The sequence below is a fragment of the Streptomyces sp. NRRL S-118 genome (assembly GCF_000716335.1).
Lineage (GTDB): Bacteria > Actinomycetota > Actinomycetes > Streptomycetales > Streptomycetaceae > Streptomyces.
This window is the reverse complement of the sequence record NZ_JOBL01000100.1, coordinates 1-12768: the sequence shown is the minus strand read 5'-3', so window position 1 is coordinate 12768 and position 12768 is coordinate 1. Positions and strand designations below refer to the sequence as shown.

Here is a 12768-nt window from a genome sequence, read left to right as displayed (position 1 = left end):
CTTATTGAACATTCCGGCCAAGCTTGCGCTCGATTCGGCACAGCTGGTCGATCGCTTCTCTCGTCTGGAATGACCACATTCATTCCGGCTGGTGTCGGGTCCGCCCGCCGCGACCGGCTGCCGCGGCTCTCCTCCCGCGCAGGTCAGGCGAGTTGCCCCGAAGGGCGCTGTGCCGGACGTCACACCGCGACACGGGCGAGTGACGTGGTGGAGAGTCGTCGCGGCCCGCTCAAGAGTGCGGTACCGTCCAACATCGTGAGCCCTGTACGTCGCTGTTCGCGCACCGCGTGCGGCCGCCCTGCCGTCGCGACACTGACGTACGTCTATGCCGACTCGACTGCGGTCCTCGGCCCGCTCGCCACCTACGCCGAGCCCCACTGCTACGACCTGTGCGCCGAGCACAGCGAGCGCCTGACGGCGCCGCGCGGCTGGGAGGTCGTCCGGCTGTCCGACGGCTCCGGCCCCGCCCGCCCGAGCGGTGACGACCTGGAGGCGCTCGCCAACGCCGTACGGGAAGCGGCCCGCCCGCAGGAGCGGGAGCGGGCGGCGCAGGCCGGCGGCAAGGGCGGTGGCCGGGCCGGCGACCCCGTCGAGGTCGGCCGCCGCGGCCACCTGCGGGTGCTGCGCTCCCCCGACGCCTGATCTCCCGAGTTCCTGAGCTCTTGATCTCCTGAGTTCCTGATCTCCGGAGGTCTTGATCTCCGAGGTTCTCCATGCGACGCCGGCCTCCGGGCCGGAGCCGCGCACCGAGGCCCGACTCGTGGTCCCTGCCCCGGGCCCTCCAGGTACTTTGTCTACTCCACAAAGGCATGCAGGAGGGTTCGGCCAGTGACTGCTGATCTGTCTGATCTGTCACAGATCGTGAAGGCGTACGACATCCGCGGGGTGGTGCCGGATCAGTGGGACGAGAAGCTGTCCGAGCTGTTCGGTGCGGCGTTCGTCCGGGTGACCGGCGCTGACGCGATCGTGGTGGGCCACGACATGCGGCCCTCCTCCCCGGCCCTGACGGCCGCCTTCGCACGCGGAGCGGCGGCCCAGGGCGCGGACGTCACGCTGATCGGGCTGTGCTCGACGGACCAGCTGTACTTCGCCTCGGGTCTGCTCGACCTGCCGGGAGCGATGTTCACGGCGTCGCACAACCCGGCCCAGTACAACGGCATCAAGCTGTGCCGGGCAGGCGCGGCGCCCGTCGGGCAGGACACGGGCCTGGCGGAGATCCGCTCGCTGGCCGAGTCATGGCGCGCGGCGGGCGCCCCGGCCCCGGCGGCGATCCCCGGCGAGGTCAAGGAGCGCGAGACGCTCACCGACTATGCCGCACACCTGAAGTCCCTGGTCGACCTGACCGCGATCCGCCCGCTGAAGGTCGTCGTCGACGCGGGCAACGGCATGGGCGGCCACACCGTCCCCACGGTCTTCGAGGGACTGCCCCTCACGCTCGTCCCGATGTACTTCGAGCTGGACGGCACCTTCCCCAACCACGAGGCCAACCCGCTGGACCCGGCCAACCTCGTGGACCTGCAGGCCCGCGTCGTCTCGGAGGGGGCCGACCTCGGTCTCGCCTTCGACGGCGACGCCGACCGCTGCTTCGTGGTGGACGAGCGGGGCGAGCCCGTGCCCCCGTCGGCGATCACCGCTCTCGTCGCCGCGCGGGAGCTCGCCAAGCACCCGGGCGGCACGGTCATCCACAACCTGATCACCTCCTGGTCCGTCCCCGAGGTCGTCCGGGAGAACGGCGGCACCCCGGTGCGCACGCGGGTCGGCCACTCCTTCATCAAGGCGGAGATGGCCCGGACCGGCGCGATCTTCGGCGGCGAGCACTCGGCCCACTACTACTTCCGGGACTTCTGGAACGCCGACACCGGCATGCTGGCCGCCCTCCACGTCCTCGCGGCCCTGGGCGGGCAGGACGCCCCGCTGTCGGCGCTGGTCGCCTCGTACGACCGCTACACCGGCTCCGGCGAGATCAACTCCACCGTCCCGGACCAGGCCGGCCGCACCGCCGCGGTGCGCGAGGCCTTCGCCGCCCGGCCCGGCGTCACCCTCGACGAGCTCGACGGCCTGACGGTGACGTCCTCCGACTGGTGGTTCAACCTCCGTCCCTCCAACACGGAGCCGCTGCTCCGCCTGAACGTCGAGGCGAGGGACGAGCCGATGATGACGAAGCTCCGCGACGAGGTCCTGGCACTCATCCGGTCCTCCTGAGGCGGCTGGTGGCCGACGGGAAGCGGCGCGCGTGACGCGGGCGGCGCGGGCCCGGCTGCTGTGGGCGGCGAGCCGCGGCTTCCGGCGACTGCGTCGGCGGCGTGAGCTCGCCGCTCGTGCTGTACGCCGGCCCGGGGGCGGGGTTCCGGAGCGAGGGCCCTTGTCCGGGCCGGTGGCGCGGGCGGGACCGCTGCTGTAGGTGGTGAGCCGCGGCCTCCGGCGGCTGCGCCTGGTGGGGGCCGCTGCGTGTGCTGTCCGCCGGTCGGGGTGCCGGGTCCCGGAGTGGGGGCGGCCTAGGGCTGGCTCGGCGGCGGGGCCCCGGCCCGAGGTCGGCGGCGCGGGCCGAACCGCCGTCAGCGGGGAGCCGCCTTTCCCGGCGGCTGCGCCCGAGGCGTGAGGTCGCTGCTTTTGGCGGAAGACCGCCGCTCGTGCCGTACGCCGACCCCGGACCCCGGGAGCGGGCCCCGGCCGGCGCCGGCCGCGAGGGCCGAACCGCCGCCTCTGTCCGGCAGCCGCCGCTCGTGTCGTACGCAAGCCCGGTGCCGGGGAGGGGCGTAGTGCCGCCGGCCGCCGCCCCGGGACCAGGCCGCCCTGGCCCCGGGCCATGCCCGAGAGGGCCATCCCCGACGGGCCATGCACGGCGAGGCCCGGTTCGCCGGTCGCGTGCCCGCGGCGGGCCGCCGCCCATGGGCTCTTGGCAGTGGCCCGGAGCCCGCGCCCGACGGGGTCGACGTCCGCCCGACGCCACGGCGCCAGGCCCTGGCCTGGGGCCATGCCCTGGCCTGGGGCCATGCCCAACTGGGCCCCGCGCCCGGTGCCCAGGCCACCGTGGTCCGGTCACGCGCCCGCGCCGGCCCGACGCACGGGGCCAAACCCTGCCGCGCGGCAGGGCCCCACGGGGCCTGCGCCCGGTGCCCAGGCCACCGTGGTCCGGTCAGGCGCCCGCGCCGGCCCGACGCACGGGGCCAAACCCTGCCGCGCGGCAGGGCCCCACGCGCCCGCGCCAGCCCCGGCCACGGTGCACCCGCCCCGGCCACGGATCGCCGGTCACACGCCGCGCACCAGCCCCGGCCACGCTGCGCCGGTCACCCGCCCCGCGCCCGTCACGTACCCGCGCCGGCCCGGCGTTCGATGCTCCGCGCCAGCCGCACGCGCACCTCGGCCGCCCGCGCCCGCCCAGCCGCCCTCCCGGCGCGAAGTCGCCCTCCTGCACCCGTCGGATGGGACAGCGGGGCCTGCTCCCGGTTTCGGGCAGGGCAGGCCGGGGGAGACGCACCCTTCATCGAGACCCCGCACCGAGCCGCGCCCCCCGGTGCCCAGCGGTAGGCTGACGTGGCGTTATCCGCACAAGTGCAAATCACCCGCTACCCACCCCGTGCGAAGGGACCCCGCCCCATGCCGCTCGAAGCCGGCCTCCTCGAGATCCTCGCCTGCCCCGCCTGCCACGCGCCGCTCAGCGACCGCACGGCAGCCGAGACACCCGAGCTGGTCTGCACCGGGACCGACTGCGGCCTGGCGTACCCGGTACGGGACGGCATCCCGGTGCTGCTGGTCGACGAGGCGCGCCGCCCGGCCTGACGCCCGGCCCGCCGGCGCCGTCGCGCCACCGTGCACCTGCGGCCCGGCACCCAGCAGCACCAGCACCGCACCGTCCCGCCCCACCCTCGTACGGCGATCGGAGGCCCCACCCCATGCTCGACGAGTCGCTGCTCGACGACCCGGACGCCCTGGCCCGAGCCGACAGCCGCGGCCTCCTCCGCGGGGCCGCAGAAGCCGGTGCGCGCGTACGCACCGCCGCACGTCACGCCGTCGAGGCAGGGGTGACCGAGCTCCAGGCGGAGGGCCGCCCCCGCGCCGTCCTCGTCGCGGGCCCCGGCACCGCGGCCATCGGCGTCGCCGACCTGGTCTCCGCCCTCGCGGGTGCCTCCGCGCCCGTCGCCCATCTGCACTCCAGCGGCGTTGCCCCGGCCGCCGGCGCCCTGCGCTGGGCGCTCCCGGGCTGGGTCGGCTCCGTGGACCTGCTGCTCATCCTCACCACCGACGGCACGGAGCCCGGCCTGGCCCTCCTCGCCGAGCAGGCGTACCGTCGCGGCGTGACCGTCGTCGCCGTCGCCCCCCGGCCCTCGCCGCTCTCCGAAGCCGTCGACGGACGTCACGGCCTGGTCGTCCCGATGGCCACCGCGCCCCACGAACTGGACCAGGAGGAGACGCAGGCGGCGAGCCCGGCTCTGTGGGCACTGTTCACACCCCTCCTCGCCCTCCTCGACCGCGTCGGCCTGATCACCGCTCCCGCCGAGGTGGTCCAGAAGGTCGCCGACCGCCTCGACCGCATCGCCGAACGCTGCGGCCCGGCTGTCGCCACGTACAGCAACCCGGCCAAGACCCTCGCCGCCGAGCTCGCCGACACCATGCCCCTGATCTGGACGGAGGGCACGACCGCCGCCCCGGTCGGCCGCCGGTTCGCCGCCGTCCTGGCGGAGCTCGCCGGGCGCCCCGCCATCGTGGCGGAGCTCCCCGAGGCCCTCCCCACCCACACGGTGCTGCTCGCGGGCGACTTCGCCGCCGGCGCCGACCCGGACGACTTCTTCCGTGACCGTGTCGACGAGGCCCAGGCCCTGCGCGCGCGGGTGGTGCTCCTGCGCGACCGGCCCGCGGGCGGCCTCACCGCCGCCCCGGCGGCCCGCGAACTCGCGCTCAGCCACGGCACCGCCATCAGCGAGCTCGAACCGGAGGAGGGCACCGAGCTGGAAACCCTCGCCGAACTGCTCGCCGTGACGGACTTCGCGACCGGCTACCTGGCGCTGGCGTCGGGCGCCCACACCTGACCGACCCCGCCGGACGCCCGCAGACGTCCGCCGGCTGCCTGCCGGACGCCCGCAGACGTCCGCCGGACGCCCGCCATAAGATCCGCGACGGACGAGAAATGTGACGACCATGGACCGCCTCTCCAACACCGTCCGCCCCTACGCCTGGGGCTCCACGACGGCCATCCCGGAACTGCTCGGCACCGCCCCCACGGGCGAGCCCCAGGCCGAGATGTGGATGGGCGCCCACCCAGGCGCCCCCTCCCGCGTCACCCGCGGCGGAACCACCGGCCAACCCCTCTCCGCCCTCATCGACGCTGACCCCGAGGGGGAACTCGGCCCCGCGGCCGTCGCCCGGTTCGGTCCCCGCTTCCCCTTCCTCCTCAAGCTGCTCGCCGCCGCGGCCCCGCTCTCCCTCCAGGTCCACCCGGACCTCGCCCAGGCGCAGGAGGGGTACGCCGCCGAGGAGCGGGCGGGCATCCCCCTGGACGCGCCCCACCGCAACTACAAGGACGCCAACCACAAGCCCGAACTCCTCTGCGCGCTCACCCCCTTCGAGGGCCTGTGCGGCTTCCGCGCCCCCGACCGCACCGCGGACCTCCTCGCCGCCCTCGACGTCGACTCCCTCAAGCCGTACGTCGACCTCCTGCGCGCCCACCCCGAGGACGCCGCGCTGCGCGAGGTCCTCTCGGCCGTGCTGTCCGCCGACCGCGCCGACATCGCGGCCACCGTCGCCGAAGCCGCCGCCGCCTGCGAGCGCCTCGGCGGCGCCCACGCCCCGTACGCCGTCCTCGCCCACCACTACCCGGGCGACCCGGGCGTCCTGGCCGCCATGCTCCTCAACCACGTCACGCTCCAGCCGGGCGAAGGCATCTACCTCGGCGCCGGCGTCCCGCACGCCTACCTCAGCGGCTTCGGCGTCGAGATCATGGCCAGCTCCGACAACGTCCTGCGGTGCGGCCTGACCCCCAAGCACGTCGACGTCCCCGAACTACTGCGCATCGTCCGCTTCGAGGCCGAGGACCCCACCGTGCTGCGCCCCGAGGCATCGGCCCCGTACGGCGAAGAGGTCTACGAGACACCGGTCGACGAGTTCCGCCTCTCCCGTTACGTACGGGCCGAAGGCGCCGCGCCCGCCGACCTCACCACCCGAGCCCCCCAGATCCTGCTCGCCACCGCCGGTGCCCCGCGAGCCGGGGAGCTCACCCTCACCCCCGGGCAGTCCGTCTTCGTCCCAGCAGGCGAAAAGGTCGAACTGTCCGGTACGGGCACCCTCTTCCGTGCCACAGCGATGGCCTGACGCACCACGCATCCCGCCTGCTGCAACAATGTGCGGCCGTACGAACCACCACCCCCCTAGGTACCAGCGAAGGGACACCCGCACGCATGAGCGCGTCAGGCGGAACCAAGGCGATCGTGGCGGCCCTCGCCGCCAACCTCGCGATCGCGGCGAGCAAATTCGTGGCGTTCCTCTTCAGTGGTTCGTCGTCGATGCTGGCGGAGAGCGTGCACTCGCTCGCCGACTCCGGCAACCAGGGCCTGCTGCTGCTCGGCGGCAAGAAGGCCCAGCGGGAGGCCACCCCCCAGCACCCCTTCGGCTACGGCCGCGAGCGCTACATCTACGCCTTCCTCGTCTCGATCGTCCTCTTCTCGGTCGGTGGCATGTTCGCCATCTACGAGGGCTACGAGAAGATCAAGGACCCGCACGAGATCGAGGCCTGGTACTGGCCGGTCGGCGTCCTCGTCTTCGCGATCATCGCCGAGACGTTCTCCTTCCGCACCGCCATCAAGGAGTCCAACGAGGTACGCGGCGGTCTCTCCTGGAAGGAGTTCGTCCGCCGGGCCAAGGCCCCCGAGCTGCCGGTCGTCCTCCTGGAGGACCTCGGCGCGCTGATCGGCCTCATCCTCGCCCTCGTCGGCGTCAGCCTGGCGCTCGTCACCGGCAACGGCGTGTGGGACGGCATCGGCACCCTCTGCATCGGCATCCTGCTCATCGTGATCGCGATCGTCCTGGCCGCCGAGACGAAGTCGCTGCTCCTCGGTGAGGCGGCCGGCGTCGACGAGGTGAAGAAGATCGAGGCGTCGCTCGTCGACGGCACCACGGTCACCCGCATCATCCACATGCGCACGCTCCACCTCGGCCCCGAGGAGCTGCTGGTCGCCGCGAAGATCGCCGTCCGGCACGACGAAACGGCCGCCGAGGTCGCCGCGGCCATCGACGCCGCCGAGGAGCGGATCCGCGCCGCCGTCCCGATCGCGCGCGTGATCTACCTGGAGCCTGACATCTACAACGAGGCCGCCGCATCCGCGGGCAGCGCCACGGGCAAGACCCCGGGCGGCCCGGGCGACGTCCACTGACGAACGCCACGGCCGAAGGCCCCTGGTCCGCATCCCGCGGTCGGGGGCCTTCGCCATGCCCGGCCCGGCTCCCGGCCGCCCACCGTACGACCGGGCCATCTGCCCGACCGGGCCACCTGGCTGCCGGACGACCGGACCGCGGCCCATCCGGCTACCGCCCGCCCGGACGACGGGGCATACCGGACCGCCGGACGACCGGACCGCCGGACGACCGGACCGCCGAACCCCCGGGCCGTCGAACCCCCGGGCCGTCGAACCCCCGGAACCTGCCGGAACCGCGGAACGCCCAGCCGGGGTGGACCCCGCCCCGGCCTGCGCAGATCCGCGTTCCGGCCCCGCGCCCGCCGGATTCGGCCGAATCCCACACCCGGCCGGACTGTAGGACGCCGGACCGATCGGTGTAGATTCGTGACACAGCCAGACGTCGCTGCTGATGGCGGTCGGGCGGTCCACGAAGGACCGGCCGAGGGAGAGAGGGCCTCCGACGACTGCACTGCGAGTGCCCGGGCATTCTTGTGCCCGACACCCGTGGAGCAAGCCGTACCCACCCTCGACCCAACACGAGGAGCAGCTCGAAATGACGACTGTCGCCAACCGACAGGACTTCAAGGTCGCCGATCTCTCCCTGGCCGAGTTCGGCCGCAAGGAGATCACCCTCGCCGAGCACGAGATGCCGGGCCTGATGGCGATCCGCAAGGAGTACGCCGAGGCCCAGCCGCTGGCGGGCGCCCGCATCACCGGCTCGCTGCACATGACCGTCCAGACGGCCGTGCTGATCGAGACCCTGGTCGCCCTCGGTGCGCAGGTGCGCTGGGCGTCCTGCAACATCTTCTCCACCCAGGACCACGCCGCCGCCGCGATCGCGGTCGGCCCCGACGGCACCCCGGACAACCCGCAGGGTGTCCCGGTCTTCGCCTGGAAGGGCGAGACGCTGGAGGAGTACTGGTGGTGCACGGAGCAGGCGCTGACCTGGCCGGACGCGCCGACCGGCGGCCCGAACATGATCCTGGACGACGGCGGTGACGCCACCCTGCTCGTCCACAAGGGCGTCGAGTTCGAGAAGGCCGGCGAGGCCCCGGACCCGTCCACGGCGGACAGCGAGGAGTACGCCTGCATCCTGCGTCTCCTGAACCGCACCCTCGCCGAGGCCCCGCAGAAGTGGACCCGTCTCGCCTCCGAGATCCGCGGCGTGACCGAAGAGACCACGACCGGTGTCCACCGCCTCTACGAGATGCACCGCGACGGCACGCTGCTGTTCCCGGCCATCAACGTCAACGACGCGGTGACCAAGTCGAAGTTCGACAACAAGTACGGCTGCCGCCACTCGCTGGTCGACGGCATCAACCGCGCCACCGACGTCCTCATCGGCGGCAAGGTCGCGGTCGTCTGCGGCTACGGCGACGTGGGCAAGGGCTGCGCGGAGTCTCTGCGCGGCCAGGGCGCCCGCGTGATCGTCACCGAGATCGACCCGATCTGCGCGCTGCAGGCGGCGATGGACGGCTACCAGGTCACGACGCTCGACGACGTGATCGACCAGGCCGACATCTTCATCACCACGACCGGCAACAAGGACATCATCATGGCCTCGGACATGGCCAAGATGAAGCACCAGGCGATCGTCGGCAACATCGGCCACTTCGACAACGAGATCGACATGGCCGGCCTCGCGAAGGTCCCGGGCATCGTCAAGGACGAGGTCAAGCCGCAGGTCCACACCTGGACCTTCCCGGACGGCAAGAAGATCATCGTGCTGTCCGAGGGGCGCCTGCTGAACCTGGGCAACGCCACCGGCCACCCGTCCTTCGTGATGTCCAACAGCTTCGCGGACCAGACCCTGGCCCAGATCGAGCTGTACACGAAGCCCGAGGAGTACCCGACCGACGTCTACGTGCTGCCCAAGCACCTCGACGAGAAGGTCGCCCGGCTTCACCTGGACGCGCTCGGCGTGAAGCTCACCAAGCTCCGCCCCGAGCAGGCCGCCTACATCGGCGTCGAGGTCGACGGCCCGTTCAAGCCGGACCACTACCGCTACTGAGCCGCCGCCACCGGTTGCTGCCCACCGCTCCCGCGGACCGCGACCGTGCACTGACGCGGTCCGCGGCACCGATCCGCGGTGACGGGCGGCAGCCGGCAGGAACGCCCGGCAGCACGCTCGAGGCAGGCCCCCGCACCCCCGTGGCGGGGGCCTGCCCCGTGCGCGGCTTCTTCACCGCCGACGACGAGGACCCGAGGACCCATGCCCCGCGGCCGTTATTCGCTTCATGATCCGCACGATCGCACCCCCCTCGGCGACGAACACTTCCACTGCGCACCGGGCCCCTCCGGCTGGCGCTACGTCTCGCAGCTCACCACCCCCTCCGGCGATCACGCCGGCTCCGTCGACCTCGCCATCGACGACCTCGGCCGCCCCATCCGCCTCGAACTGCACGCCGCGAGCTGGCAGGTCCGGGGCGCCGCCCTCGACGGCGTCACCTGGGTCCGCACCGACCCCACCGGCACGCATGCCACTGAAGGCAATGTCCGCGCCCATGCCTTCACCGGCACCTCCCCGGCGTTCCTCATCGCGATCTCCCGGCTCCTGCGCCTCACCCCCTCGTCCCCCGCGACCCGCGTCCGCCTCGTCGCCTTCACGGACCCGGTCCTCGCACCCCTCACCGTCGACCAGTCGTGGGCCTTGCTGAGAAGTGAAGCGCACGCCACTGACAACGGCCCCCTGACCGTGGACGAATACCAGGTCAGCGCACTCGACACAGGGGAACGGCACACGGTCCACATCGCGGGGGACGTGGTCCTCGCGGCCCCCGGCATCGAGCTCGAAGACCTCGACACGCCGCCGTCGGTCTTCCCCTGAACCGCCGAGGCCACGAGACCTGCCCTGCTCAGCGATCGCCAGGGGGCCCGAGGCCCGGGCACCCGCGGCCACGAGGGACCGCATTCACGCAGGCGGCGCGAACCCCGTCGCCCGTGGCGCCTCAGCCGTCCCGCCGCCAAGCTCGGCCGCCCCCGAACCGCCGCCTGCCGCGCCCGGCCCCGCTGCACCAGCTCCGTCGCCCGTATCACCATCACCAGCACTGCTGGCCTCGCTGAATCCAGCAGCCCCACCCCCAGCAGCCCCGGCAGTCGCCGCAGCCCCAGCAGCACCACCGGCCCCGCCGACACCGGCTGCACCCACCAGGTCCGCCGGGCCCGCCGGACCCGCCGGGCCCACCGGGGCGATGACACCCGCCCCGCCCGTCACGGATCCGGCTCCACCCACCGCCCCCGCGGCGAACGCCCGCCGCGCTTCCCGTGCCTGCCGCTCGTGCACCACCCCGGCCAGGTACTCCGCCGCCGGTACCCCGGGCGGGGGAGGCGTCCCGGTCCTTGCGACCAGCTCATCCGCGAGCCGCTCCGCAAGCTCGCGCCCCACCTGCGGGTCGAGCTGCCGCATCCGCGTCAAGTACTGCCGTACCGCCAGCCACAGCTCGTCCGGCACCGCGGACAGGTCGAGCCCGGCGAACCGCCCCACCAGCCACGGCGGCGGCGGAGGCACGGGCGTCGTCCGGGCCGCCGGGACCCTTTCCCGTACGACCAGCGTCCCCGCGAAGACGTCGCCGATCCGCCGGCCCCGCGCCGACACCAGTGAGGCGATGCACGCGATGACCCCGAAACACATCAGGATCTCCACCACCCCCATCGCCCCACGTACCAGCGCATGCCGGAAGCGGATCGGTCCCCCGTCGTCCCGGACGACCCTCAGCCCACAAGCCAGCTTCCCCAGCGAGCGCCCGTGGGTCAGCGTCTCCACGGCGATCGGCGCACCCACCAGCACCAGCAGGAAGGTCGCGATCGACACCGCCATCCCGGCGGCCTCGTCCAGCGACGCCGTCGCGATGGCCAGGCCGACGGATATGAGGAGATACGCCGCCCACACCACCGCCAGATCGACGAGCAGGGCGAGCGCCCGGCTCGGCAGCCGGGCAGGATGCAGCCCGAGCACGACGGCGTCCCCTGTCACGACTCCACTCACAGCGCCACCCTTCTCCGGCCTTCCCCGACCCCTTCGAACCTCAGTCTGCCAAGCTGACCATCAGCGCGCCGCAGTAGTACGACCCGTACGCACCCAGTGCCTGGAGCAGCAGTCGATCATGGACCTCGACGTCTTCGTCACCGCCCACCGAGCCGAGTGGGACCGCCTGGAGAACCTCTTGCGGCGCGGCAGGCACCTCACCGGCGCCGAGGCCGACGAACTCGTCGCCCTGTACCAGCGCACCGCCACGCATCTGTCCCTGATCCAGTCCAGTGCGCCCGACCCGCTGCTCACCGCCCGGCTCACCCAGCTCGTGGCCCGCGCCCGCGCCACCGTCACCGGCACCCGCCGCGCCTCCTGGCGCGACGCCGTCCACTTCCTGACAGCCGGCTTCCCCGCGGCGGTCTACCGCTCGCGTCACTGGTGGATCCCGACGGCCGTGCTCTCCACACTCCTCGCCGCGATCATCGGTTGGTGGATCGGCACCCACCCCGAGGTCCAGTCCGCCCTCGCCGCCCCCGACGAACTGCGCGAGCTGACCCGACCCGGCGGCCAGTACGAGACGTACTACTCGAGCCACCCCGCTGCTTCCTTCGCCGCCCAGGTCTGGACGAACAATGCCCAGGCCGCCGCCATGTGCCTGGTCCTGGGAGCCTTCCTCTGCGTTCCCGTCATCTGGATCCTGCTGCTCAACATGCTCAACCTCGGCATGGGGCTCGGCCTGATGTCCTCCGCGGGCCGCCTGGACACCTTCCTCGGGCTCGTCCTCCCGCACGGCCTGCTGGAACTCACCGCGGTCTTCGTCGCCGCCGGCACGGGCCTGCGCCTGGGCTGGACCCTGATCGACCCGGGCCCGCAGACCCGCCGCACGGCCATGGCCCAACAGGGCCGCGCCGCGATCGGTATGGCGATCGGCCTGGCACTGGTTCTCTTGGTGTCCGGTGTGATCGAGGGCTTCGTGACCCCGTCCGGCCTCCCGACGTGGGCCCGCATCACCATCGGCGTCGCCGCCGAGCTCGCCTTCCTCGCGTACGTGTACGTCCTCGGCGGACGTGCCGCCCGGGCCGGCGACACAGGAGACGTCGACGCATCCGAACGCAGCGCCGAGCTCCCCACGGCCGCCTGATGTGCGCACGACCCCGCTCACCTGCTAGTGTCCTCTTCGCCCGGAGGACCCGTTGACACGGGGCCCAGGTGGAGGTAGATTTAAACGGTTGCCTGGAGATGGACAAGATCCAGCGCAGCCGATAGAGTCTCTCTCGCTCCGGCCGGAAAGATGATTTCCGCGGAGCCACTCCGATTCAAATCCGAATCACTACGCCGATTAGGTCGGCCGAATGATTCTGATAAAGTCGGACCAGCCGAAAGGCAAAGGCCCTCCAACGGCCACCGGAA

The 12768-nt window shown here is 72.9% G+C and carries 10 protein-coding genes; 9 read left to right on the top strand and 1 reads right to left on the bottom strand.

Annotated elements, in window-relative coordinates; translation table 11 throughout:
• The first annotated feature begins 207 nt into the window (after nucleotides 1-207).
• The 8 genes from IH00_RS0100585 (at nucleotide 208) to IH00_RS0100550 (ending at nucleotide 10215) form a co-directional block, all read left to right on the top strand.
• A complete protein-coding gene (locus IH00_RS0100585; RefSeq protein ID WP_078887484.1) occupies nucleotides 208-642 on the top strand; it encodes a DUF3499 domain-containing protein in 435 nt (144 codons plus the stop codon).
• A 186-nt stretch (nucleotides 643-828) separates the two neighbouring features.
• Nucleotides 829-2202, top strand: coding sequence for a phosphomannomutase/phosphoglucomutase (locus tag IH00_RS0100580; RefSeq protein ID WP_234334717.1), 1374 nt, complete (start codon nucleotides 829-831; stop codon nucleotides 2200-2202).
• 1395 nt (nucleotides 2203-3597) lie between these two features.
• Complete coding sequence (locus tag IH00_RS0100575; RefSeq protein WP_031068313.1) at nucleotides 3598-3780, top strand: Trm112 family protein; 183 nt, start codon at nucleotides 3598-3600, stop codon at nucleotides 3778-3780.
• Between the two features lie 113 nt (nucleotides 3781-3893).
• Nucleotides 3894-5027, top strand: a complete 1134-nt coding sequence (locus IH00_RS0100570; RefSeq protein WP_031068311.1) for an SIS domain-containing protein — start codon at nucleotides 3894-3896, stop codon at nucleotides 5025-5027.
• A 109-nt stretch (nucleotides 5028-5136) separates the two neighbouring features.
• The gene (gene manA / locus IH00_RS0100565; protein WP_031068308.1) at nucleotides 5137-6306 is read left to right on the top strand and encodes a mannose-6-phosphate isomerase, class I; all 1170 of its coding nucleotides are present in this window, start codon (nucleotides 5137-5139) and stop codon (nucleotides 6304-6306) included.
• An 86-nt stretch (nucleotides 6307-6392) separates the two neighbouring features.
• A complete protein-coding gene (locus IH00_RS0100560; protein WP_031068305.1) occupies nucleotides 6393-7364 on the top strand; it encodes a cation diffusion facilitator family transporter in 972 nt (323 codons plus the stop codon).
• 577 nt (nucleotides 7365-7941) lie between these two features.
• On the top strand, nucleotides 7942-9399 hold the full coding sequence (gene ahcY, locus IH00_RS0100555; RefSeq protein WP_031068303.1) for an adenosylhomocysteinase: 1458 nt from the start codon (nucleotides 7942-7944) through the stop codon (nucleotides 9397-9399).
• A gap of 201 nt (nucleotides 9400-9600) precedes the next feature.
• Nucleotides 9601-10215 (top strand): hypothetical protein, encoded by a 615-nt coding sequence (locus tag IH00_RS0100550; RefSeq protein WP_031068299.1) that lies wholly within the window; start codon nucleotides 9601-9603, stop codon nucleotides 10213-10215.
• An 84-nt stretch (nucleotides 10216-10299) separates the two neighbouring features.
• On the opposite strand, the gene IH00_RS0100545 is transcribed toward IH00_RS0100550, so the two are convergent.
• Nucleotides 10300-11373 (bottom strand): RDD family protein, encoded by a 1074-nt coding sequence (locus IH00_RS0100545; protein WP_107064374.1) that lies wholly within the window; start codon nucleotides 11371-11373, stop codon nucleotides 10300-10302.
• Nucleotides 11374-11491: 118 nt separating this feature from the next.
• Between IH00_RS0100545 and IH00_RS0100540 the strand changes: the two genes are divergently transcribed.
• Nucleotides 11492-12499, top strand: coding sequence for a stage II sporulation protein M (locus tag IH00_RS0100540; protein WP_031068295.1), 1008 nt, complete (start codon nucleotides 11492-11494; stop codon nucleotides 12497-12499).
• Nucleotides 12500-12768 lie beyond the last annotated feature (269 nt).